Genomic DNA, 25,411 nt, shown 5'->3' with positions numbered 1-25,411 from the left:
TGCGCATGAGTGATGTACTGGCTGATCGTACCCCTCCGCATAATATAGAAGCAGAGCAGGCGGTTTTAGGGGCTATATTGATTGATCAAGATGCATTAACGTCAGCATCAGAGCTGTTGCTACCTGACTCGTTCTATCGAACGAAACATCAAAAGATTTTTGAAGTCATGCTTGGGTTGTCTGATAAGGGAGAACCAATCGACTTAGTAATAATGACATCAGCGATGGCTGATCAAGGAGTACTAGAAGAAGTTGGTGGGGTTTCTTATCTAGCAGAATTAGCAGAAGTTGTTCCAACAGCTGCTAACGTAGAATATTATGCACGCATCATCGCTGAAAAGGCACTTTTACGTCGTTTAATTCGAACGGCGACTCATATTGTATCGGATGGATACGAGCGAGAAGATGATGTGGATGGCCTTTTAAATGAGGCTGAGAAAAAAATATTAGAAGTATCTCACCAAACAAATGCAAAAGCATTCCAAAACATTAAAGATGTTCTTGTAGATGCTTATGATAAAATTGAACTTTTGCATAATCAAAAAGGTGAAGTTACCGGGATACCAACTGGATTTACTGAATTAGATAAGATGACCGCTGGTTTTCAGCGAAATGATTTAATCATCGTAGCAGCGCGTCCGTCGGTGGGGAAAACTGCATTTTCATTAAATATCGCACAAAACGTAGCGACGAAAACTGATGAAAATGTAGCGATTTTTAGTTTGGAGATGGGCTCTGATCAGCTTGTTATGCGTATGCTTTGTGCAGAAGGAAATATTGATGCGCAAAGACTTCGTACCGGTTCATTAACTTCTGATGATTGGGCGAAATTAACAATGGCGATGGGTAGCCTGTCGAATGCTGGTATATATATTGATGATACACCAGGGATTAAAGTAAATGAGATTCGAGCAAAATGTCGTAGATTAAAGCAAGAACAAGGTCTTGGGATGGTTTTGATTGACTATTTACAGCTTATTCAAGGAAGTGGGAAATCAGGAGAAAACCGTCAGCAGGAAGTATCTGAGATTTCTCGTACATTAAAAGGGATTGCACGTGAATTGCAAGTACCTGTTATCGCCTTGTCGCAGTTATCTCGTGGTGTAGAATCTCGTCAAGATAAACGTCCGATGATGTCTGACATTCGTGAATCAGGAAGTATCGAGCAGGATGCTGACATTGTAGCCTTCCTATATCGTGAAGATTACTATGATCGTGAAACAGAAAATAAAAATACAATTGAAATTATCATTGCAAAACAACGTAATGGTCCAGTAGGTTCAGTAGAGCTTGCGTTTGTTAAGGAATTTAATAAATTCGTCAACTTAGAACGCCGCTTTGAGGATGGACGTGCACCGCACGCATAAAGGTAAGTATAAAAAAGAAACACATTTCTTATAATAAGATGTGTTTCTTTTTTTATATAGGAAAGATAAGGCTTTCATAATGTGAAAATATAATTCTTACGAACGAAAATGAATTTTAATAAAAAAATGTTCGCTTTTTGGTTGACTTCTTTTTCGGTTTTGGTACAATTATATTGTTTGAATAGATCGTTTGAAAATCGCGGAGGTGCTTTAATAATGTCTTCAGTAGTAGTTGTAGGAACACAATGGGGCGACGAAGGAAAAGGTAAAATCACTGATTTTCTTTCTGAGCATGCGGAAGTAGTTGCAAGATATCAAGGTGGAAATAACGCGGGACATACAATTGTTTTCGGCGGAGTTAAATATAAATTACACTTAATTCCATCTGGTATTTTCTATAAAGAGAAAATTTGTGTAATCGGAAACGGCTTAGTAGTAGATCCGAAAGCATTACTTGAAGAGTTAAAATACTTACACGATCGTGGTGTAAGTACTGATAATTTACGTGTAAGTAACCGTGCGCACGTTATTTTACCTTATCACTTAAAACAAGATGAGTTAGAAGAAGCGAGTAAAGGTGATAACAAGATCGGTACAACGAAAAAAGGTATCGGTCCTGCATATATGGATAAAGCTGCTCGTATCGGTATCCGTATGGCTGATCTTTTAGACCGTGAAGCATTTAAAGAGAAGCTTGAGCGCAATTTAGTGGAAAAAAATCGTTTGTTTGAAAAAATGTACGATACAGAAGGTTTCAGTGTAGAAGAAATCTTTGAAGAGTACTTCGAATACGGACAACAAATCGCACATTACGTATGCGATACATCTGTCGTATTAAATGATGCACTAGATAACAATCATCGTGTATTATTTGAAGGTGCACAAGGTGTTATGCTTGATATCGACCACGGTACGTACCCGTTCGTTACATCTTCTAACCCAATTGCTGGTGGTGTAACAGTTGGAACTGGAGTTGGTCCTGCGAAAGTTACTCGCGTTGTAGGTGTATGTAAAGCATATACAAGCCGTGTTGGTGATGGTCCATTCCCTACGGAACTTAATGATGAAATCGGTCATCAAATTCGTGAAGTTGGTCGTGAATACGGAACAACAACTGGTCGTCCGCGCCGCGTAGGTTGGTTCGATAGCGTTGTTGTAAGACATGCACGTCGTGTTAGTGGTTTAACAGACTTATCATTAAACTCTATCGATGTATTAACAGGTATCCCAACTCTTAAAATTTGTGTTGCTTACAAATACAATGGCGAAGTTATCGATGAAGTTCCAGCTAACTTAAACATTTTAGCGAAATGTGAGCCTGTATATGAAGAGCTTCCAGGTTGGACAGAAGATGTTACTGCTATGAAATCATTGGATGAACTTCCTGAAAATGCAAGAAAATACGTAGAGCGTGTTTCTGAATTAACAGGAATCCAATTATCTATGTTCTCAGTTGGACCAGATCGTAATCAAACAAATATCGTTCGTAATGTATACGAAGCTTAATTGATATAAAAAATTGATTTTTTAAGAAAAAACTCATGTTTTCATGAGTTTTTTCTTATCTTTTATAAAAAAATAAAAAAAGGTATTGCAAAAATAAAAGATAACATGTTATGATATGTCTTGTCGTCACGAAAATATGACGTTGGTGAGTATGAGCCATTAGCTCAGTTGGTAGAGCATCTGACTTTTAATCAGAGGGTCGAAGGTTCGAATCCTTCATGGCTCACCATTTTATTTTTCGTGGCCCGTTGGTCAAGTGGTTAAGACACCGCCCTTTCACGGCGGTAACACGGGTTCGAATCCCGTACGGGTCATGTTTTTTTATGTTCATTTTTGGTCCCGTGGTGTAGTGGTTAACATGCCTGCCTGTCACGCAGGAGATCGCCGGTTCGACCCCGGTCGGGACCGCCACTTTTGTTTATACCACCATTAGTGGTTTTATATATAGTTTTGGCTCGGTAGCTCAGTCGGTAGAGCAGAGGACTGAAAATCCTCGTGTCGGCGGTTCGATTCCGTCCCGAGCCACTCTCAGGATATTAAGTGGGCCCACTTAATATCCTTTTTATTTTGTCCAGTTTTACAAATGTGGGTAGTTATTTTACAATAGAATGAGGAGCCTCTAGCAGTTGAAGCTAGAGGTTTTTCTATAGATCGTATAGGATTCCGTGTAAAAGTGGATGATACATGAGTCTATGAGAATAGAGGAGAAATACTTAGACTAAGATTGTTGTCATATAGGAACATACTATAGAAACACCAATATGTTTGAGGATTATTGATCATATTTTTATAAGGAGGAAATAGACGATGATGGGAAAGAAAATTTTAGTAGTTGATGATGAAAAGCCGATTGCGGATATTTTGAAGTTCAACCTAGAAAAAGAAGGTTTTGAAATTGTAATGGCGCATGATGGTGATGAGGCGATTGAAAAAGCAAATGAAGAACAGCCAGATATGGTTTTATTAGATATTATGTTACCGGGAAAAGACGGTTTAGAGGTATGTCGTGAAATACGTAAAAGCTCAGAAATGCCAATTATTATGCTTACAGCAAAAGACTCTGAAATTGATAAAGTATTAGGGCTTGAGCTTGGGGCAGATGATTATGTAACGAAGCCATTTAGTACGAGGGAGTTACTTGCTCGTGTGAAAGCAAATTTACGTCGCCATCAGCAGGGTGGTGCTGCAGAGAAAGAAGAAAATACCGAAATGGTTATTGGACCAATCGTTATCAATTCGAACGCTTATAGTGTAACGAAGCGTGAAGAAAGCATTGAGCTTACACATCGTGAATTTGAATTACTACATTATTTAGCGAAGCATTTAGGTCAAGTTATGACTCGTGAACATTTATTACAAACAGTTTGGGGTTATGATTATTTTGGAGATGTACGTACAGTAGACGTAACAGTACGTCGTTTACGCGAAAAAGTTGAAGATAATCCAAGTCATCCTACTTTAATTGTAACTAGACGTGGGGTAGGGTATTACTTGCGTGACCCAGAACAGGAATAGTATATGAAGAAAGTTGGTTTTTTTCAATCTATTCATTTAAAATTTGTGCTCATATATATGCTGTTAATATTAATAGCAATGCAAGTAATTGGTGTATATTTCGTCAGGGAATTAGAAAAAAGCCTTGTAAAAGGCTTTCAAGATTCCTTAACGCAGCAAACAAACTTACTTTCTTATAACCTGAAGCAAGAGTTTGTAAAAGAACGTCCTAAAACAGAATCAGTAGATAAAGCTATTAATGATTCGATTCAAAAATTCGCATCAGATCGTAAGAGAGATATTCAAGAAGTAAGTGTAATTGATTCTACTAAAAAATTAATGGCAATTTCAGACACGTCTAAGCAAAATAAGGTAGGACGAACGTCAGCAGATACAGCTGTACAACGGGTAATGGTACAAAAGAAACCAGAGTCAAAGATTGAGAAAGATGGACATACAGGTCATCGAGTTCAAGTTATGATTACCCCTATTCTAAAAGAGCCGGGCGGAGATGTACTTGGCGTCATTCATATCGTTGCATCTATGGAAGATGTGTATAAACAAATGAAGGACATCAACCAAATTTTCGCAACGGGGACAGTAATTGCTTTATTAGTAACAGCTGTACTTGGAATTTTATTGGCTCAAACAATTACGAGACCAATTTCAGATATGCGAAGACAAGCAATTGAAATGGCGAAAGGAAATTATTCGCGAAAAGTAAAGGTGCATAGTCACGATGAGATTGGACAATTAGCATTATCTTTTAACAATTTATCTAAAAAATTACAACAAGCTCGTTCCTCCACAGAAAGTGAAAGACGAAAATTATCATCCGTTTTATCACATATGACAGATGGAGTAATTGCTACTGATCGAAAAGGGGATATCATTTTATTAAATGATCCTGCTGAAAAGATGTTAAATGTTTCGCGTGAAACGGCGCTAGATCAATCAGTGTTAGAAGTGCTAGGAATACAAGAAGAATTTACACTTGATCATTTATATGAAGAGCCTGATTCAGTTTTATTAGATTTTAGTACGAGAAATGAACCATATATTTTACGTGCTAGTTTCTCTGTTATTCAAAAAGAAACAGGGAAGGCAAATGGTTTAATTGCTGTATTATATGATGTAACAGAGCAGGAGCGGATAGAACAAGAGCGCCGTGAGTTTGTTGCGAACGTATCTCATGAGTTAAGAACGCCGTTAACAACGATGCGCAGTTACCTAGAAGCACTTACTGATGGAGCATGGCAAGATCCAAATATTGCACCGCAATTTTTAACGGTTACACAAGAGGAAACGGAAAGAATGATCAGGCTTGTAAATGCATTGTTACAACTATCTAAACTAGATAGTACAGAACATCGCTTAATGAAGGAATGGGTCGACTTTACTGACTTCTTTAATAACGTTATCGACCGCTTTGAAATGTCTAAAGAGCAAAATGTAAGCTTCAAACGATCTTTCTCTAAAAAATCTCGATTTATTGATATGGATACAGACAAAATTACACAAGTTTTATATAACATTATTTCTAATGCACTAAAATATTCGCCAGAAGGTGGTACAGTAACATATCGTCTACGTGACCGCGGGGAGTTATTAGAGATTAGTGTGAGTGATCAAGGAATGGGAATTCCGAAAGAAAATGTAGATAAAATATTTGAACGTTTTTATCGTGTAGATAAAGCGCGTTCGAGACAAATGGGTGGTACAGGTCTTGGGTTAGCCATTGCGAAAGAAATGATTGAGGCACATGGCGGCTCGATTTGGGCGAAAAGTGAGGAAGGAAAAGGGACAACTATTTATTTCACATTGCCAATGGCGACAGATGAAGAGGACGATTGGGAATGAGTATGGAAAACTTTAAAACGATAGTTCTAATTAATTTGGTTGTCATTAGTCTATTTCTTACTTTTAACTTGTGGACATATGTTCCTGATTCTACTTCTATGCAAAATACAAAGTTCGTTCAAGGTAACGAAGAGATAAATCAGGTAAAGATTTCGGAGGTTGTTCGCCCATCCTCTGTCGTTATTCATAAAGAGAAAAATCATTATGTAAGCGAAAAGAAGGCAAATGTGGATTCAATCTATAAAATTCTTGAAAACGGAGAATTACATAATTTCGGGGAAATAACGGGGACAGTCCCTAAAGGTGATTTTCTGTCTTATGTACACGGAGAAGAAAAAATTGAATTTGTTTTTCCTACAAATATCCCGTTAGATACGATTAAAGATATGTTTAATATTAAAGATAAAAACATAGAAAGTAACAGAAGTTTTAATCGTATTATAATTGATCCTTCTAGAAGTAAGGACCAAGAAATTAAAGTTAGCTTTGTTTCCTATGATACTCCTCATAAAATATATCAAGCAACATTGAGTGGTGCTTATATAAAGGATATTATAAATGCTCAAAATCAACTTATAACAGTAGCAAGACCATATTTTGAATATCAAATAAATGATACAAAAAAACTTTTTTTACCAGATGGGATTACGGAATTAAGTAAGGCAGAGTATATTACAGCTAAACTAGAAGTGGATCCATTCAAAAATGCTTTATTTAGTGATCCACGTTATTTAAGTCCTATTTCTGAGAAAGAAAAGGAAACATTTACGGATGGCATCCGTTCTATGGAAATTGATAAGTTGGATGCAATGTTGAAATATAAAAATTCCGCTGTACATGGTGATAAACCTACGGATAATGCGGTGATTTTACAAAAAAGTTTTGACTTTGTAAGTGGGCATAGTGGATCCTTGAAGTCCTATCGTTTTGATTATATTAATGGGAGGAAAACTTCATTCCGTTTATATGAGGATGGTTTGCCTGTATTTAATGCCAATGGAATAGCGGAATTAAAACAAGTATGGGGTTCAGGTGAAATTATGCAGTATGAAAGACCCTTTTTTGAGTTCAGTATTACTTTGCCTAGTAAACAACAAACAACTTCTCTTGCATCAGGTCATACAGTGATGACATCACTAGAGAATAACCCGGAAATTGATAAAAAATCAATTCAGGATGTTGGTATTGGTTATAAAATGTCATTGGAACCTTCCATCAGTGATGGGAGTGGGAGAATCGCTGTCTTACAGCCGATATGGTATGTAAAATGTGAAGAAGATGGTAAGCAACAAATATATGAGTGGAGTGAGGGGGGACTAAATGGATTGGGATCGAATTAAAACAATATTTATTGTGACCTTTTTTGTTTTAGACCTCTTTCTTATCTTTCAGTTCATTCAAAAGCAAGATAGTAATCAATTAGAACTTGTGACGGAAACGAAAATCGATCAGCAATTAAAAGCTGAAAAAATTACTATGGGGAATTTTCCTAAAGAACCGAAAAAAGAGTCATTTATAATGGCGAAAAATAAGGTTTTCAAAGAAGAAGATGTGCAATCTTTAAAAAATCAGACGGTGCATGTGCAAGACGAATATCAAATAGAGAGTAAATTAAAAGAGCCTTTTTTAAATACAAAATCATTGTCAAAAGATAAGTATAATGAGTTTTTGAAAAATTATGTGCTGGATGGACAAAAATATGAGTTTGGGGCAATAAAGGACTCAAAAATTTACTTCTTTCAAAAGTATAAAGATAAACCAATCTTCTACAATAATCGTGCGATGATTGTTGTAGATTTAAATGAAAAAAATGAGCTTATTTCGTATAAACAAACAATGTTAATGGATTTGAAGGAAATGGGCGAAAGCGAAAAGACGAAAGAACAAGAAATTATTACTGCGCAAACAGCTTTAGAAAATATATATTTGAAAAATAAAATTGCAGAAAATACGCACGTGAAAGAGGCGCAGATTGGATATGCGACTCTTGCGGAGTCTTCTTCTAATATACAAGTGCTTGCTCCAACATGGAACTTAAAGACAGAGCAGAAAAAGGATTTTTTTGTGAATGCAATTGAAGGACAAGTTATGGAATTAGGGGAAACTCAAGTGCCGGAAGAACATAATGGAGTGAGAAAGAATGAGTATGCATTTTAGTGTGCTTGCAAGTGGAAGCACAGGGAATATGTTATATGTAGGAACAGATGAAAAAAAGCTGCTCGTCGATGCAGGTTTAAGTGGTAAAGCTACAGAGGCCTTATTTAAACAAGCTGAACTGAATATAAATGACATATCAGGTATTCTTGTAACACATGAGCATAGTGACCACATTAAAGGATTAGGTGTATTGGCGCGTAAATATGATTTACCTGTTTATGCGAACGAGAAAACATGGAATGCAATGGAACATTTAATAGGTAATATCCCAACTGATCAAAAATTCATTTTCTCAGTAGGAGACGTGAAAACATTTGGGGATATTGAAGTTGAATCATTTGGTGTTTCTCATGATGCGGCGGAACCGATGTTTTATGCTTTTCATAACAATAATAGAAAGTTAGCTCTTATTACAGATACAGGCTACGTAAGTGACCGTATGAAAGGTGTTATTAAGGGAGCGAACGCTTTCGTATTTGAAAGCAATCATGATGTGGAAATGCTTCGTATGGGACGCTATCCATGGAGCATTAAGCGACGTATCTTAAGCGACGTTGGCCACGTTTGTAATGAGGACGCTGCATTAGCGATGGCTGATGTTATTACAGACGAGACAAAACACATTTATTTAGCGCATTTAAGCTTAGATAATAACATGAAAGAATTAGCGCGTATGTCTGTATCACAAGTATTAGAAGAAAAAGGTTTTGGAGTTGGAGAATCCTTTGAAATACATGATACGGATCAAAAAATGCCTACGAAAATTCAATACGTATAATTCTTCATTTTAGTAAACAATAAAGGTGAATATAGTTGTTTTCAGGAAGATAGGTGAACAAATATGTCCTTTATTGATGAAGAAAAATATCGTATTAAACGTGCAGGGAAAAAGAAACATAAAGGTATTGTCATTTCTAGCATAGCGGGGACAATTGTAGGGGCTTCATTATTTGCATTTGGAGCTCCTTTATTTTCAAATCATGCAGGTAAGCTTCCGCAAGCTGAAGCAAGTGAAAAAAATATGGCTGAAGCTCAAAGTGGAAATGTTCCTGTTAAACAGATTAGCTTTGTAGACGCTGTTGATCGTGCTTCAGAAGCTGTTGTTGGTGTTATTAACATTCAACGAGACGATTTTTCAGAGGCCGATTCGGAAGCTGGTACAGGATCTGGTGTGATTTATAAGAAAACAGATGGACATGCGTATATTGTAACGAATAACCACGTTGTTGCTGGGGCGAATCGTATTGAAGTGAGCTTAAGTGACGGTAAGAAAATTTCAGGTAAAGTATTAGGAACCGATGTAGTCACTGATTTAGCGGTACTAGAAATAGATGCGAAGCATGTGAAGAAAGTGATTGAAATTGGCGACTCTAATACCGTTCGTAGAGGAGAACCAGTTATTGCGATTGGAAATCCACTTGGGCTACAATTTTCCGGAACTGTCACACAAGGTATTATTTCGGCTAATGAGCGTATTGTTCCTGTAGATTTAAATCAAGATGGACATTACGATTGGCAAGTAGAAGTATTGCAAACAGATGCGGCAATTAATCCAGGTAATAGTGGTGGAGCGCTTGTAAATGTAGCGGGACAATTAATAGGTATTAACTCAATGAAAATTGCAGCAAAAGAAGTAGAAGGAATTGGACTAGCTATTCCAGTTACGAGAGCTGTTCCTATTATGAATGAACTAGAAAAGTACGGTAAAGTAAAAAGACCTTATGTTGGGATTGAACTAAGGTCATTAAACGAGATTCCGAGTTACTATTGGTCAAAAACGTTACGATTACCAGATAACGTAACAGAAGGAGTCTGCATTTTAGATGTGAAAAGTCCTTCGCCAGGTACGGATGCGGGTCTTAGAGAACATGATGTTATTGTGGCGGTAGATGGAAAAGCGGTGCACGATATTATTGGGTTCCGCACGGCCTTATATAATAAAAAAATTAATGATAAAATGACTCTTACGTTTTATCGCGGTACAAAACGAGCGACAACAACGGTGAAATTAGGCATTCAAAAGTATTAAAAACAGGAGGGCCTACCTCCTGTTTTCTATTGTAGAAAAGTGAGGTGAAGAATATGAATTTACCTTGTTGTTTAGAACATGTTGAATTAGCATTAGATATCATTGTGGATGAGTGTGAAGTCGCACCGGTTATTAACAATGTGGATAACTCTAAAGAAGAGAAAAAAACATGTGAATTTTGTCAAAATGAGGCGACATATGTTGTATCGAACACAGATTCTCACACAATATGTGGGTAACATTTGTGGATATGTGGATAAGTCCTGTGGATAACGTGTTTGTAAGGTGGGGAATAAATGTGAATATCTCGATTATTTCAATTGGGAAATTAAAAGAAAAGTACTTAAAACAAGGTATAGCAGAATATTTAAAACGATTATCTTCTTACGCAAAAGTAGAAGTAATTGAATTGCCAGATGAAAAGGCACCAGAAAATTTAAGTGCAGCAGAAATGTTAATTGTAAAAGAAAAAGAAGGTATTCGTATACTAGATAAAATTTCTGATGATACGCACGTCATTGCGTTAGCAATAGAAGGAAAACAAAAATCATCAGAAGAATTTGCAGTAAGCTTAGATCGCCTTGCTACATATGGAAAGAGCAAAATCACATTTGTAATTGGCGGATCACTGGGGCTTAGTTCTGAAGTAATGAAGCGTTCAAACGAATCTCTTTCTTTCTCAAAGATGACATTACCACATCAATTAATGCGATTAGTATTACTTGAGCAAGTGTATAGAGCGTTTCGGATTAATCGCGGTGAACCGTATCATAAATAGTGAGTAGTGATCGGAAATTAATAATGCCTTGTGTATTAACATAAAGCATTATTGGCTGTATATTGAATAAAAAATATAATCAAGAAAAAAGCACTTATCTTTACAAGATAGAGTGCTTTTTTATACGCATTTTACTTTTTTAGATTTAACCGATATGTAATGAAGATGTACAATAAATATGGGGATATGCAAGTGTTTGGTGAAATCAAGTATACTCAATATAGGAGAAAAGAAGTATTAGATGTACTTAGGGGGGCTTAACATATTTAAGGGAGATATGAAAAAAATATTGATAGCATTACTAAAAAATCCATTAGTAATAATCGTATACTGGATTTTTTGTTATGAGTTAGCTTTGTTATGTATGTATGGGAGAATGAATAATAATATTTATATTTGGTTATTATGTATAGCATTTTTAATACTTATCATTATATTTACTACAATTAAAGTTATAAAAAATAGGGAACGTGAATCGTCCAAATTATTAAATGTAAAGGGCTGGAAATACATTTCCGTTATCACACTTATCTTTATAACGTTTTTTTATGGGATAAAAATTTATAAAAGTGCAACGAATTATGGTGGTAAACTAGCATGGTTTATAGAAAGCGTAAAAAACGAAAGATCAGTTGAACTTGGGCGTGATAATATATATAAGTATGGTGTAGAGGGTATTTTTGAAGATATAAATAAGAAATATACTTTGCCAAAGAAGTTATATATGTCGGATGGTTTTACTTTGGAATTTAACTCAGATGGAACAATTACATCATTTGATACTTTTCTTTATGGAAAAAATGCTGCTGGAAAAGAGGAAAGCTACTTAATATCTTATAATAAAAATAAATCAAAAGATATTTTTGTAAGACTAAATGGGTATGTTAACGCTGATTATAATGAAGATAAATTAGTAAAACCTTTAATTAAAACAGTTCAAGCCATTCCAGTTAAACAAACTGTAAGTAAGTGGAATGAAGATAAATATGGGCTGGTTTATTATGGGAAAAGAAACTGGGGTTACAATAGAGAAGGAATTATTAATATTAATAAAGATGGGAAATTAGAGAAGCTTGAAGAAGCAAAATCCGAAATAATTGGATATACGGTATCTATATTTATCCCCGGAAAAGAGAAAGAGATAGTACCTGCTAGATATAATTTACTAGGTGATCCAAATTGGAGTAAGGAAAGTAGTTTTAAAAAGAAAAAAGAGGATCTAACTAATAATAATGAGCAATTTTACTTTTCAAAAGAAGTGGGTTATAAACTAAATGTTACAGATAAAGCATTAGGGAGTACCTTTTATTCACTAAGCAAGACGATTGATGGTGGGGAAACATGGGGAGTTATAAATGAAGACCCGTTCAATGAAACGGTTGGTAGTGCATCAGGAATCATCTTTTTTAATGAAAAGCTCGGATTTTTAAGGGCAGCCAGACCCTCTGGTAATGAAGGGAGGCTATACCGTACAGATGATGGGGGTATAACTTTTAAAAAGGTGAGCTATACGAATTATGAAGTGAAACTAGAAAGTGGACAGTTAATAAATCCGTTTGATTTTCCTAATATGCCTTATGAGAAGGATGGAGTTTTTAACATGCTAGTAGGGCAAGGAGCAGATGGAGACTACAATGGTAATAGTAGTATACTTTATCAGTCCAAAAACCAAGGTGAAACATGGGAGTATGTAAAAGAGGTTAAAGGTAACTAATAGTGAGAAAGACCATTGGACAAAAATCACCGATGGTCTTTTAAACATTAATAGATGGTATGTAGATTTCCTAAAATAAGTATGTTTCTATTTCTAAAAAAATATGCTGTAATATGAAGAGGAAAAAGTATAAGTAGTCAGAGAAGTGAGGAATTAAGGGTGAAGAAGTTTAAGAAGTTTTACTTAGAGATTACAAGTGTATGTAATCTTGCATGCAGCTTTTGTCCGCCGACGGAAAGGCAGAAGCAATTTATTTCTGTGGAGGATTTTGCTAAAAGATTAGACCAAATTAAACCTCATACAGACTACATTTATTTGCACGTGAAGGGTGAGCCGTTGCTCCATCCAAAAATAGATCAACTATTAGATTTAAGCCATGAAAAAGGGTTTAAAGTTAATATTACAACGAACGGAACGTTAATTAATAAGAGAAGGCATAGATTATTAAATAAGCCTGCGTTAAGACAAATGAATTTTTCACTGCACAGTTTTGATGGACACCCAGGATCGCAAGATAAAGAGGGCTATGTAAGGAGTATACTTTCTTTCATTAGAGAAGCGACGAGTCAATCGGATTTAATTGTTTCGCTAAGGTTATGGAATTTAACTCAGGATAACAAAACGAATCTTGAAATTCAGCGGAATAGAGATTTATTATCTATTATCGAAAAAGAATTTGATCTTTCTTATAACATTGAAGAGAAGCTCACACCAGGAAAAGGTATAAAAATTGCGGAACGTGTATTTATTAATCAAGATTATGAATTCCAGTGGCCGGCATTACATGAAGAAGAGGATGATGGAAAAGGATTCTGTCATGGTCTTCGAAATCAGGCTGGAATCTTAGCGAACGGAACTGTTATTCCTTGCTGTTTAGATGGTGAAGGAATTATTAACCTTGGAAATATTAATAATGATTCATTCTCTAATATTATTGAAGGCGAAAGAGCGAACAATATTGTAGATGGATTTTCAAAAAGGGTTGCAGTAGAAGAACTGTGCAGGAAATGTGGATACCGTAAAAGATTTGGAAAGTAAATATAGAATAAGCCCTCATAAAGCGAGGGCTTATTTTTATTCTTGATAAGAGTGCTCTAATTCATCAATTAATGAACCGACGTAAGAAATAGCTTTACGGATTACATCTGGTTTTGACATATCTACTCCAGCGTGTTTCATTAATTCGAGCGGCTTCATCGTACCGCCTGCACGGAGTACATCTAGCCATCGATCAACAGCAGGTTGTCCCTCTTCTTTAATCATTTGAGCTACAGCGGTAGAAGCAGTTAGTCCCGCAGAATATGTGTAAGAATATAAGCCCATATAATAGTGAGGTTGACGCATCCATGTTAAACCAGCGCCTTCATCAATTTCTACGGAATCTCCCCAGAATGTCGAAAGGACCTTTGTTTTTATTTCAGTTAAAGTTGTAGCTGTGAGTGCTTGCCCTTCTTCTGCTAGAGCGTATACTCTTCTTTGATATTCTCCCTCAAGTAGATGGGTAACGAAGTTGTGGTAATATGTGCCGAGTAGTTGCAGAATAACCCATCTGCGCATTCTCTTATCTTCAGTAGTCGCAAGTAAATGCTGCGCTAATAGTAATTCATTCATCGTTGATGGGGCTTCAACGAAGTACATAGATGGACGCACATTCATAATACGCTGATTTTTATTTGCTAAATAAAAATGACCAGCATGTCCAAATTCATGAGCTAATGTGAAACACCCGCGCATCGTACCCTGCCATGTAATTAAAATATAAGGGTGAGAACCGTATGGGCTAGAGCAGAAGGCACCTGTTGATTTTCCTACGTTATCTGCAAGGTCTACCCATCTTTCTTTGAAGCCCTTTTCTATAATGGAACTATATTCATTTCCTAATACTTTTAAAGAATCTTGAATGAGTTTGCCAGCTTCTTCGTAAGTGATTGTTGGATTAAATTCAGGATCTAACGGTGCATGTAAGTCACAGAAAAGCATTTGATCAAGCCCTAATACATTCTTTTTTAAATCTGCAAAACGGCGCATATGAGGCGCTAATTCGTTATAAATAATATCTAGTTGGTTGTTATACATTTCAAGTGGAACTTTTTGAGGTTCTAAAAGCATATGGGTAACGGACTCGTACTTGCGCAAACGAGAAAGCGCCACTTGTTTTTTTACTTCAGTAGCATATGTTGTTGCAACTGTATTTTTATATCGTTTCAATGTGGAAACAAATGATGAATATGCTTTTTTACGTATATATGCGCTTGGAGAAAATTCATATTTGCTTTCGAATAATGCAAACGATACAGGCAAATCATTTCCCTGTTCATCTTGTATAGAAGGGAAATCCATATCGGCTAATTTAGTCATGCCGTAAATTTTGTAGGGTGAACTATGAACTTCGCCGAGTGCAGCAAGAGCTTCTTCTGTTTCAGGAGAGAGAGTGTGCTGCCTCTTTTTGAGTATCTCTAGTAATGATTTATGGAAAGGTTCAAGTTTTATTTCCTCAGTTAAATATTTTTCAATTGTTCCCTCCTCAAATGAGAGAATTTCGTTATGAATAAAGGATAGTGCGGTATGTACATTCGTTCCTAGAGCGGAAATTTTGGAAGAGTTCGCTTGAATAACTGAATCTGTACGATCAGCGGATTCTTTTAAATTTGCATATGCGCCGAGTTTTGTTAACTTCATTAAAAGCTCTTCTTCTAAAAGTAGGCAATTTAATAAGGTAGCGGGGCTAGTGTGTAATTGTCCTTTAAATGCATCAAGTTTTTTTATATCGGCTGTTAATACACGTAATGCAGTTTCCCACTCTTTATCAGATTCGTATAAATCAGAAAGGTCCCATGTCAATTCAGTAGAGACTTCCGCGCGAATAAGGCGTTTCTCAATTACATTTTTCATTTGTTATATCCCCCTTATTATAAGTATCTAAAAACATGATACTAGAAAATTCAGTGAAATGAAAATATTTTACATTTTTATACATGAAAAAGAAGGACAAGCATTTTTTATGCTTGTCCTTCTAGTTAAATTTATAAATTAATATACTTTGTCACCGTTGAAAATAGAGTTTTTCACGACTACATAATCTACAGTACGAATTGCGTCTAATTTTGTTCCACCAGCGTAAGAGATAGAAGATTGAAGATCTTGTTCCATTTCGATTAAAGTGTCTTCTAAAGAACCTTTATGCTCAACGAACATTTTCTTACCTTCAACGTTTTTCTTCTCACCTTTTTGGAATTCAGAAGCTGAACCGAAGTACTCTTTATAAAGTTTGCCATCTTTTTCGATTGTTTCCCCTGGAGACTCTTCATGACCTGCGAATAGAGAACCGACCATAACCATAGTTGCTCCAAATCGAATTGATTTAGCTACGTCGCCATGTGTACGAATACCACCGTCAGCGATAATTGGCTTGCTTGCAGCTTTTGCACACCAGCGAAGTGCAGCTAGCTGCCAACCGCCAGTTCCAAAGCCTGTTTTAATTTTAGTAATACAAACTTTACCAGGTCCAATGCCAACTTTTGTTGCATCAGCACCAGCGTTTTCTAATTCTCTTACTGCTTCTGGAGTTCCAACGTTTCCAGCGATAACGAAGCTTTCTGGTAAATGTTTTTTAATATGTTGAATCATGTTGATCACAGCGTTAGAGTGACCATGTGCGATATCGATTGTAATGTATTCAGGTGAAAGTTGCTCAGCAGCTAATTGTTGTACGAATTCGTACTCGTCTTCTTTAACACCAACGCTGATTGAAGCAATTAATCCACGTGATTGCATATCTCTAATGAATGAAATTCGTTTCTCTGGTTGGAAACGATGCATGATATAGAAGTAATTATTTTCAGCTAAATAAGTTGCGATTCTTTCATCAATAATCGTTTGCATATTTGCAGGTACGACAGGTAATTTAAATTTATGTTTTCCTAAAGTGACAGTTGTATCACACTCAGATCGGCTATTTACAATACATTTTGCAGGAATTAATTGAATGTCTTCATAGTCAAATACGTTTTCCATCATTTGCACCCCTAAAATACGAATATTTCACATAGTTTACTTAAAAACGTTCGTCCAAATGATAATTTACAGTATTTTTAGTAATAAGTCAAAGGTTTTCATGTTTATATTTGAAAATTGAAGTTTATTTACTCATATTGTGGCTTAGTATAGCTAAAAATTGTTTCAATATATTACAATTCAATGTAAAATTATGTATAGGTACGGATGTTTAAATTTATTAATTTAGGGGAGATTTGATGAAGCGTTCGGTATATATGGATTGGCTACGTGTAGTGGCGACAATTGCGGTCGTTACAATTCACGTTGCTGCTGGTTATGTTTCTACGTTAGATGCAAATAACGTGTCGCGTTGGTTGGCTGGTAATTTTTACGACTCACTTTCGCGTGCTAGTGTACCAATTTTTGTAATGATTAGTGGAGCCCTATTATTAAAGGGAACAAAAGATACTTCTATTGGGGAATTTTTAAAGAAACGTGCAAGTAAAGTGATTATACCTTTGATAGGTTGGAGTGCTATATTTTATATCTATGGGGCTTGCGTAGGATATTTTCCGGCTTCTTTAAAGCAAGGGATAAAGTACTTTTTAACAAATAGTATCGGGTTACATCTATGGTTCTTATACATGATTGTAGGAATATATTTAATTGCACCTTTACTAAAAGTATTTGTGAAAAATGCTAAGAAGAGAGAGATAGAATATTTTTTAATTTTATGGCTATATGCATCTGTTATAGTTAAACTAGTAAACTATTATTATCCTATCAACTTTAATATTGAATTATTTTATGTTACAAATTATGTAGGATATTTTCTACTTGGTTATTACTTATCGAATTATGATATTGTGAAAAAGTGGAGAAATATTTCTTACATTGGAGGGCTTGTAGGGTTTATTGGTACATTCTTTATTACATATCATTATACAGTTAAAGCGAATGGACAGTTAGATCAATATTGGTATGAATATTTTGCGCCAGGTGTTGTACTTATGGCAATCGGGTTATTTGTCTTTTTCAGATATGCTTTCCAAAATTCAGAAAGACAATTGCCATTTTTATTACGCGGCATAAACCAAGCAAGTCTTGGGATTTATATTCTTCACTTTTTCTTATTAAATAATTATCTATACATAGTCATTCCAAAGGTGAATGCACATGTACATGCAATATTGGCAATACCTATAAATGTAATTATTACACTTTTCCTTAGTATGGTAATAACGTTAGTATTGCAAAGAATACCAGTTGTAAAAAGGCTAGTTCCGTAAAGATATTTCTTCTACAAAAATATATCGAAATATTTTTATATTGTTTAGGTGGGCAGACTTATAATTAAGGCTGCCCTTAATTATGTTGTCCTCAAAAAATAATATAAAGAATTATACTTAGGATAAGTTGGTACTTTAATGAACTAAAGATATTGGTTTAATATATTATTTCGGTATAATTGAACGTAGGATATAAAAAATATAATTATTAAATACAGAATAAAATGAGGTTATTACATGAGTAAAAGAAGTTTTACCGATTATGCATTAAGTAAGGAAATTGTAAGAGCACTTACTGGTTTAGGATATGAACATCCGACAGAAGTGCAAGGAGAGGTTATTCCAGTTGCCTTGCAAAAGAAAGACCTTGTCGTGAAATCACAGACTGGAAGTGGAAAAACCGCTTCATTTGGCATACCACTTTGTGAAATGGTGGAGTGGGAAGAGAATAAGCCACAAGCTTTAGTTTTAACACCGACGAGAGAGCTTGCGGTGCAAGTAAAAGAAGATATTACGAATATAGGCCGCTTCAAAAGAATTAAGGCTGCTGCAGTTTATGGTAAATCTCCATTTGCACGTCAAAAGTTAGAATTAAAGCAAAAGACACATATTGTGGTTGGGACTCCTGGCCGTGTGTTAGATCATATTGAAAAAGGTACTCTTTCTTTAGAGTGTTTGAAGTATTTAGTTATTGATGAAGCAGATGAAATGCTGAATATGGGCTTTATCGATCAAGTAGAGGCAATTATTGACGAGTTACCTAAAAAACGAATGACAATGCTATTTTCAGCAACACTTCCAGAAGATGTTGAAAAGTTATCTCGTAAGTATATGGGCTCCCCAACTCATATTGAAATTAAGGCTGCCGGGATTACAACAGATAAAATTGAACATACACTTTTTGAGACGAGAGAAGAGGAGAAGCTTTCACTTCTTAAAGATGTAACAACGATTGAGAATCCAGATAGTTGTATTATTTTTTGCCGTACACAAGAAAATGTAGATCACGTATTTCAACAGTTAAAGCGCGTTAACTATCCTTGTGACAAAATACATGGTGGTATGGTACAAGAAGATCGTTTTGAAGTTATGGACGATTTTAGAAAAGGAAAGTTCCGTTATTTAGTAGCGACGGACGTAGCTGCTAGAGGAATTGATATTGATAATATTACACATGTTATTAACTATGATATTCCATTAGAAAAAGAAAGTTATGTACATCGTACGGGAAGAACGGGGCGAGCTGGTAATAACGGAAAAGCTATTACATTCATAACGCCGTATGAAAATAGATTTTTAGAAGAGATTGAGGAGTACATCGGCTTTGAAATTCCAAAGGTGCTTGCACCTTCAAAAGAAGAAGTTATGAAAGGGAAAGCAGTATTTGAGGAAAAAATACATGCTAAACCAATTATAAAAAAAGATAAAAACGCAGACCTAAACAAAGGAATTATGAAATTGTACTTTAATGGCGGGAAGAAAAAGAAAATTAGGGCGGTAGATTTCGTCGGTACAATTGCTAAAATTAAAGGTGTTACAGCAGAAGATATAGGAATTATTACAATACAAGACAATGTTTCTTACGTTGAAATATTAAATGGAAAAGGACCACTTGTTTTAAAAATCATGAAAAACACAACGATTAAAGGGAAACAATTAAAGGTTCATGAAGCAATTAAGTAAACAAAAAAACTATCCACCTCTAACAGGTGGATAGTTTTTTTGTTTAAGTTTCTTTAAGGTCATCAACTAGTTTCTCTGCTAAACGTCTATACATATTACTCATAGTCACGAAGGATGTTAGTAATAAAAACTTTTCTAGCTTTGGATCTTCTAAGGAAGAAACTTCGTTTACTTCCTTAACACGGTTATTCACGTCTTGCTTAAAGCTTTCCACATTGGTGTCAGTAAGAGAAAGGTAATCTTTATATAGAGTATTTAATTCGAATGTATCATCGTTTATTAACGGTGCATTTATATTTTCTAAGGAGCTTTTTATATCATTAATGGAAAGAGCCCCTTTTAATTGATAAATTAAGCTGATTAAAATCATATGTTCTTTTGAATACTTTTTATTTTTGATAGGGATGAATAATTTCCCTTTTGCGTAATTGTTAATCATTGTTTTTGTTAATACTTTTTCATCATCAGTTCTCGTTGTATCCGCATAAGTATTCTCAAATAGTTGGACAACTTGGTCTACATATAAGTCGACATTTGGGATATCCTCAAGTTTAATACTTTTTTCTAAATGTAATGATTCAAGTAATTTATTTATATTTTCCACGTAGAACCCCTCACTTTTATAACTTAGTGGAACTTAATGTTTAGTATATCTTTAAATATGGTATTACGAAACAAATGAATTGTAAATGTTGACCCGTGCGAATAATATGTATATAATTACATGTAGTTATGAAAACTACATGTAATTATATGAGGGGTGTTTATATGAATACTTATGTAAGAGAACCAGTTAATGCATTTACTCACTTAGGAGGAGCTGTATTATCATTTATTGCATTATTAGCTATGCTTGTGAAGGTTTCGGTTAAGATGCCATCTGTTGCTGCAATTACAGCCGTTATTTTATTTGGTATAGGGATGATGGTCCTTTATATGGCTTCAGCTGTGTATCATAGTGTTGTAGCCAGTGAACGTGTTATTTATTTCTTTAGGAAGCTAGATCATTCTATGATTTTTATATTAATTGCAGGTACATATGCACCCTTTTGCTTAATTACATTAAATTCGGCAAATGGTTTACTATTATTTTGTTTAGTTTATGCAACTGCGATTTTTGGTATTGTTTTTAAAATGTTTTGGTTTAATTGTCCAAGATGGTTATCGACAGCAATTTATCTTCTGATGGGTTGGTTAATTGTTCTATTCTTTGCACCGCTAGCTGAGAATTTAAGTACAGGAGGTATTATTTTCTTAGTACTTGGAGGCATTTTTTATACAATTGGTGGGTTTATTTACGGTGCGAAGCCAAAATGGTTGGAGTTTAAATATATGGGACACCATGAAATTTTTCATGTTTTTGTATTGTTAGGTAGTCTTGCTCATTTTCTAAGTGTATATTGTTACGTAATTTGATCAAAAAACGCCACACGATGTCTGTTAGGTGGCGTTTTTTTATTACCTGATTTGAATCGTGTATTGTCCGAAAAATCATGGGATAAAATGTAAGTTTCTGTGTTCGCATAATAAACATATGATAAGAAATATGTGATATACTTTGATAAGTTTATAATGAATGAAATATGGAGGACTATAATTATGGCAATACTTGTAACAGGTGGAGCAGGATATATTGGTAGTCATACATGCGTAGAATTACTAAAAAACGGTTACGAAATTATAGTAGTAGATAATCTTTCGAATAGCTCAGTAGAGTCTATAAATCGAGTAAAAGAGATAACAGGAAAACAGTTTAAATTTTATAAAGAAGATATTTTAAATCGAGAAGCACTGGATACGATTTTTGAAGAAAATACAATTGAAGCTGTTATTCACTTTGCAGGGTTTAAGGCTGTAGGGGAATCAGTAGAAATCCCATTAACGTATTATCATAACAACATTACAAGCACATTAGTGCTATGTGAAGTGATGCAGAAGCATAATGTGAAGAAGATGATCTTCAGTTCATCTGCGACAGTGTATGGTATTCCAGAAACATCACCAATTACGGAGGAGTTTCCATTAAGTGCAACAAATCCATATGGTCAAACGAAATTAATGATTGAACAAATTATGCGTGATGTAGCATTTGCAGATGCAGAATGGAGTATTGCATTACTTCGTTATTTCAACCCATTTGGTGCGCATGAAAGTGGGCGTATTGGAGAAGACCCAAATGGAATTCCAAATAACTTAATGCCATATGTAACGCAAGTAGCAGTAGGTAAGTTAAAAGAATTAAGTGTATTTGGAAATGACTATCCAACAAAAGATGGCACGGGTGTCCGTGATTATATTCATGTTGTAGACTTAGCAAATGGCCATGTAAAGGCGCTTGAAAAGGTACTTGGCACTACTACTGTGATAGATGCATACAATCTCGGTACAGGTACTGGTTATAGTGTATTAGAAATGGTTGAAGCATTTGAAAAAGTTTCAGGCAAGGAAGTTCCTTATAAAATTACGGAGCGTCGCCCTGGTGATGTTGCAGTATGTTTTGCAGATGCATCGAAAGCGAAGCGTGAATTAGGATGGGAAGCAAAACGCGGATTAGAAGAGATGTGTACAGATTCTTGGAGATGGCAATCAAATAACAAAAATGGCTATCTAGAAGTTTAATAAACAGATAAAAAAATGACCTTTGCATAAGCAAGAGGTCATTTTTTTATCTGTTTATTTTCCATTAAGTTTATTGGCCACTTTAGTAAAGAAAGTTCGCTGTTTCATAGAAATGTTTGACTGACAAAATGTATAGTAGTCAATATCTTTAATATAAGTAAAGAGTCTAGAAATAGCATATAAGAATGTAATAGAAGATCCGAGTGCAAAACTAATACCGTAACCATTGAATCCAAATGGAAGTAGAAGAAGACTTAATAATAGGTTTGCAAAAAAGAACAGGGCTGATGTTCGAAATGCCCCTTTACGATCTTCAAAATATAAGAGTAGTAACGTGATAACAAGGATCATCCCGTTTGCATAAGCACCAATTATAGTCAGTTGCAAAATAGAGTATTCAAGTGTCACGTTCCCAGATTGTGAACTAAACATCCATATTATAAAAATAATAAGTAAAGAAAAAATACCTTGATTACGAAGTATGCGTTCCATTTCTTGCTTTAGGACAAAGTTCATTGATTCTTTTAATTGTAAAATTGTATTTAATGTCGCCCCATTGTTAACTGAACCGAAGAACTTCTTATACCGTTCATAAAACCTTGTTTCAATGGATACTACGAAGAAAATATAGGTTGGGATAATGCTTAAATATGCCCAGAAAACAGAGGTATCATACATTTGATGATAAATAAACGTGTTTTCAATATTTCCTCGCCCTTCTCCGAACCAAATAACAAAGTTACATACCCAAATGCCAATATTGTAAAGTAAGCTTGACCAAAATAGTTCCGGATATTTATCTAAGTAAGAAAGGAAGGTAAATTGTTCGGTAGCATCACTATTTGGAAACATTCGTACAATAACTATACTTAACCACACTAATGTAATGAAAGTCCCGATTGTAAAAGAAATTAAAAGTAATAGGGAAAATCCATGTTCTATTCCAAGTGTTGGATGCCAGTAAGCGATAAGCGCAATTCCAGATAAGGAGAAAATGGAACCAATTAAAAATGCAAGAGCGATGGACTGATAATCTTTAGCTGCTGTTAAATAAATGGATTGAATCCAAATGATGTTTAAAGCTAAAAATAAAAATAGCATCACGATTTTATAATACAAGGCTAATGGTGTAAAAATTGCAAACAAAAGCCACAAGACAATAGCTAAGAAAAGTGTGATTTTCGTCATTCCTAAAAAGGAAGAAAATACTTTATCAGCTTTTTGCTCGTATAAAAGATCAGCCACATATCTAGTTACGATGAGCTGCAGGGCACCATATATGATTTGAGAAAAAATAAAGCAGTATGAAATTGAAATTGTGAAAAGGCGCTGTTCCTCAATTGAAATAGAATGGAACAAACTTAAAATGTATCGAATAGCTGTTACTGCTAAAATAACGACTAACCACGGACCAGCTGTAACAAATAATGAAAATCCGTACGCCTTTATTCTTGAAGAATAGTAGTCTTCTTGGAATAATTTTTGTAAACGAAATCCTATTCCTGCCATGCTTTTTTACCTCTTTCTAAGTAAAGCTTACGATAACTATCAACGACACCTGATAATTGATAGTGCGCTTCAATACGATTGCGCCCATTATCCCCAAATTGTTGAATGGATTCAGGGTGACGATAATACCACTCTAAATGAATGGCAACTTGTTCAGGAGATACAGGTGGTACAACAAATCCACATTGTCCGTAAGGATCTCCATCTTGTCCGTAAATTAATTCCTTACAAGAGCCGACATCTGTAACAACCCACGGTAATCCTGCTGCCATTCCTTCTAACATAGCTAATGGTTGTCCTTCAGATATACTTGTTAATACGAGAAGATCTGTTTGTTTTAAGTAATCTTTAATATTTACTTTGCCGGTCATTATTACATGCTCTTCTAATCCTAATTGTTGAATTAAATCACGACATTCCTGAGCATATTCTGCTTCTTCCGTATCAGGACCTAGTAGGTAAAATATAAATGGAATATCTTTTTCCAATAATAATTTAGCTGCATAAATCATTGTTTTTACATCTTTAATTGGCACAACTCGTATAATGGCGGAAATGATGAGTTTATCCGAATTGTATTTTGGTTTACGTAACCCTTTATAGTCAGATAAAGTAACGCCATTTGGAACGATTTTTAGTTTATGGGCCGGGGCACCTAATTCTTTTTGATATGCACTATTTCGGCCGAACAACGTAATTACATCATCAGCTTGTTCATATGCTTGATGAGACAAGTGATGAAAGAAAGAAACCCATCTTTTTTTGTATTCAATTGGTATCCAAGTAGATTGTAGTATTTCTTCTTCGCGCTCTCGAGAATAAATACCATGCTCAGTTAGAATAAATGGTATATCGGACTTGGCACTAATTGCAGCACCAAGTAATCCACCATATCCTGTCGATACAGAATGAATAAGATCTAATTCAGGAAAATCAATTTGTAAAATTTGAATGATTGGTGTGAACATAGATCTCCACATCCAAAAGTAATTTAAGAAGGAGCCACTACTTTCTTCATATAAATAGCTTTCTTTAACAATTGCATAAAACTCACGGCTTTCGAAGAAGGAATGGAGTGTTCCTAGTTTTTGTTTGTTTCCTAATATTTGTAATGCTGTTGTATCGTTGGCTTGAAATGTAAACCATTTTTGAAGTGTCTGTACTTCTTGTTCAGTTAAATTAGTTTTTATATGTTTTGCTTCATTTTCTGATTGCAAAGGAATCAGAATGATATCTTTTACGTTGCTTGGAATTTCATATTGATATTCATTTTCTGTTTTTACTTGAGGGACTATCGCAAAAATCGTAAATTCATGTTCTTTAAACTGCTGGATAATCATCTGAACCCAGCTTGCTACCCCTCCACTTACAAAGGGGTAGCTGCCTTCAACGACCAAACCTATTCTCATT

Annotated in this window: 21 protein-coding genes and 4 tRNA genes; 20 read left to right on the top strand and 5 right to left on the bottom strand. The window is 35.0% G+C overall.

Going from position 1 to position 25,411, the window contains the following annotated elements; translation table 11 throughout:
• Positions 1–5 precede the first annotated feature (5 nt).
• From dnaB to MKX77_RS26490, 16 genes are all read left to right on the top strand, one after another.
• Complete coding sequence (dnaB, locus tag MKX77_RS26565; protein ID WP_215554912.1) at positions 6–1,367, top strand: replicative DNA helicase; 1,362 nt, start codon at positions 6–8, stop codon at positions 1,365–1,367.
• Positions 1,368–1,583: 216 nt separating this feature from the next.
• Positions 1,584–2,873: an adenylosuccinate synthase gene (locus MKX77_RS26560; RefSeq protein ID WP_341308238.1), complete on the top strand. Its 1,290-nt coding sequence runs from the start codon at positions 1,584–1,586 to the stop codon at positions 2,871–2,873.
• Between the two features lie 153 nt (positions 2,874–3,026).
• Positions 3,027–3,102: transfer RNA gene (locus tag MKX77_RS26555), tRNA-Lys, on the top strand.
• 13 nt (positions 3,103–3,115) lie between these two features.
• Positions 3,116–3,187: transfer RNA gene (locus MKX77_RS26550), tRNA-Glu, on the top strand.
• A gap of 21 nt (positions 3,188–3,208) precedes the next feature.
• A tRNA-Asp gene (locus tag MKX77_RS26545) sits at positions 3,209–3,284 on the top strand.
• 41 nt (positions 3,285–3,325) lie between these two features.
• Positions 3,326–3,398, top strand: a tRNA-Phe gene (locus MKX77_RS26540).
• Between the two features lie 282 nt (positions 3,399–3,680).
• Positions 3,681–4,388, top strand: coding sequence for a cell wall metabolism DNA-binding response regulator WalR (gene walR, locus MKX77_RS26535; RefSeq protein ID WP_002089942.1), 708 nt, complete (start codon positions 3,681–3,683; stop codon positions 4,386–4,388).
• A 3-nt stretch (positions 4,389–4,391) separates the two neighbouring features.
• Positions 4,392–6,227: a cell wall metabolism sensor histidine kinase WalK gene (walK, locus tag MKX77_RS26530; protein WP_215554910.1), complete on the top strand. Its 1,836-nt coding sequence runs from the start codon at positions 4,392–4,394 to the stop codon at positions 6,225–6,227.
• Positions 6,224–7,567, top strand: a complete 1,344-nt coding sequence (locus MKX77_RS26525; protein ID WP_215554909.1) for a YycH family regulatory protein — start codon at positions 6,224–6,226, stop codon at positions 7,565–7,567. The genes walK and MKX77_RS26525 overlap by 4 nt, the downstream gene beginning before the upstream one ends.
• Positions 7,548–8,384: a two-component system regulatory protein YycI gene (locus MKX77_RS26520; protein WP_341308237.1), complete on the top strand. Its 837-nt coding sequence runs from the start codon at positions 7,548–7,550 to the stop codon at positions 8,382–8,384. The genes MKX77_RS26525 and MKX77_RS26520 overlap by 20 nt, the downstream gene beginning before the upstream one ends.
• A complete protein-coding gene (locus MKX77_RS26515) occupies positions 8,368–9,162 on the top strand; it encodes an MBL fold metallo-hydrolase (RefSeq protein ID WP_002138925.1) in 795 nt (264 codons plus the stop codon). The genes MKX77_RS26520 and MKX77_RS26515 overlap by 17 nt, the downstream gene beginning before the upstream one ends.
• Positions 9,163–9,225: 63 nt before the next feature.
• On the top strand, positions 9,226–10,413 hold the full coding sequence (locus tag MKX77_RS26510; RefSeq protein WP_341308236.1) for a S1C family serine protease: 1,188 nt from the start codon (positions 9,226–9,228) through the stop codon (positions 10,411–10,413).
• A gap of 53 nt (positions 10,414–10,466) precedes the next feature.
• Positions 10,467–10,652 (top strand): CxxH/CxxC protein, encoded by a 186-nt coding sequence (locus tag MKX77_RS26505; protein WP_002035001.1) that lies wholly within the window; start codon positions 10,467–10,469, stop codon positions 10,650–10,652.
• Positions 10,653–10,711: 59 nt separating this feature from the next.
• On the top strand, positions 10,712–11,191 hold the full coding sequence (rlmH, locus tag MKX77_RS26500) for a 23S rRNA (pseudouridine(1915)-N(3))-methyltransferase RlmH (protein ID WP_002113213.1): 480 nt from the start codon (positions 10,712–10,714) through the stop codon (positions 11,189–11,191).
• 277 nt (positions 11,192–11,468) lie between these two features.
• Positions 11,469–12,905, top strand: coding sequence for a WD40/YVTN/BNR-like repeat-containing protein (locus MKX77_RS26495; RefSeq protein WP_341308235.1), 1,437 nt, complete (start codon positions 11,469–11,471; stop codon positions 12,903–12,905).
• Positions 12,906–13,064: 159 nt separating this feature from the next.
• Positions 13,065–13,943: a radical SAM/SPASM domain-containing protein gene (locus MKX77_RS26490; protein WP_088293174.1), complete on the top strand. Its 879-nt coding sequence runs from the start codon at positions 13,065–13,067 to the stop codon at positions 13,941–13,943.
• A gap of 36 nt (positions 13,944–13,979) precedes the next feature.
• On the opposite strand, the gene pepF is transcribed toward MKX77_RS26490, so the two are convergent.
• Both pepF and guaC read right to left on the bottom strand, forming a co-directional pair.
• On the bottom strand, positions 13,980–15,797 hold the full coding sequence (pepF, locus tag MKX77_RS26485) for an oligoendopeptidase F (RefSeq protein WP_341308234.1): 1,818 nt from the start codon (positions 15,795–15,797) through the stop codon (positions 13,980–13,982).
• A gap of 138 nt (positions 15,798–15,935) precedes the next feature.
• Positions 15,936–16,919, bottom strand: coding sequence for a GMP reductase (gene guaC / locus MKX77_RS26480; protein ID WP_002068771.1), 984 nt, complete (start codon positions 16,917–16,919; stop codon positions 15,936–15,938).
• A 239-nt stretch (positions 16,920–17,158) separates the two neighbouring features.
• On the opposite strand from guaC, the gene MKX77_RS26475 reads away from it, so the two are divergent.
• Positions 17,159–18,190: an acyltransferase gene (locus MKX77_RS26475; RefSeq protein ID WP_215554904.1), complete on the top strand. Its 1,032-nt coding sequence runs from the start codon at positions 17,159–17,161 to the stop codon at positions 18,188–18,190.
• 237 nt (positions 18,191–18,427) lie between these two features.
• Complete coding sequence (locus MKX77_RS26470) at positions 18,428–19,873, top strand: DEAD/DEAH box helicase (protein WP_341308233.1); 1,446 nt, start codon at positions 18,428–18,430, stop codon at positions 19,871–19,873.
• A gap of 43 nt (positions 19,874–19,916) precedes the next feature.
• Here MKX77_RS26470 and MKX77_RS26465 read toward each other — a convergent pair whose 3' ends face one another.
• A complete protein-coding gene (locus tag MKX77_RS26465) occupies positions 19,917–20,477 on the bottom strand; it encodes a DUF1836 domain-containing protein (protein WP_002035007.1) in 561 nt (186 codons plus the stop codon).
• A gap of 164 nt (positions 20,478–20,641) precedes the next feature.
• On the opposite strand from MKX77_RS26465, the gene trhA reads away from it, so the two are divergent.
• Together trhA and galE are read left to right on the top strand one after the other, a co-directional pair.
• Entirely contained in the window at positions 20,642–21,289 is a 648-nt protein-coding gene (gene trhA, locus MKX77_RS26460) for a PAQR family membrane homeostasis protein TrhA (protein WP_002144591.1), read from the top strand.
• A 183-nt stretch (positions 21,290–21,472) separates the two neighbouring features.
• Positions 21,473–22,492, top strand: coding sequence for a UDP-glucose 4-epimerase GalE (gene galE / locus MKX77_RS26455; protein ID WP_341308232.1), 1,020 nt, complete (start codon positions 21,473–21,475; stop codon positions 22,490–22,492).
• Positions 22,493–22,546: 54 nt separating this feature from the next.
• Here the strand turns inward: galE and pelG are convergent, their stop codons facing one another.
• Positions 22,547–24,001 carry an exopolysaccharide Pel transporter PelG gene (gene pelG, locus MKX77_RS26450; protein ID WP_341308231.1) on the bottom strand — a complete coding sequence of 485 codons (1,455 nt, stop codon included), beginning with the start codon at positions 23,999–24,001 and terminating at the stop codon, positions 22,547–22,549.
• Complete coding sequence (pelF, locus tag MKX77_RS26445) at positions 23,989–25,410, bottom strand: GT4 family glycosyltransferase PelF (RefSeq protein WP_341308230.1); 1,422 nt, start codon at positions 25,408–25,410, stop codon at positions 23,989–23,991. Before pelF ends, pelG begins: the two co-directional genes overlap by 13 nt.
• Position 25,411 lies beyond the last annotated feature (1 nt).

Source organism: Bacillus sp. FSL R9-9410 (genome assembly GCF_038050385.1).
Lineage (GTDB): Bacteria > Bacillota > Bacilli > Bacillales > Bacillaceae_G > Bacillus_A > Bacillus_A cereus_U.
Note: the sequence above shows the minus strand (reverse complement) of the source record. Positions and strands in the feature narration are given on the sequence as shown.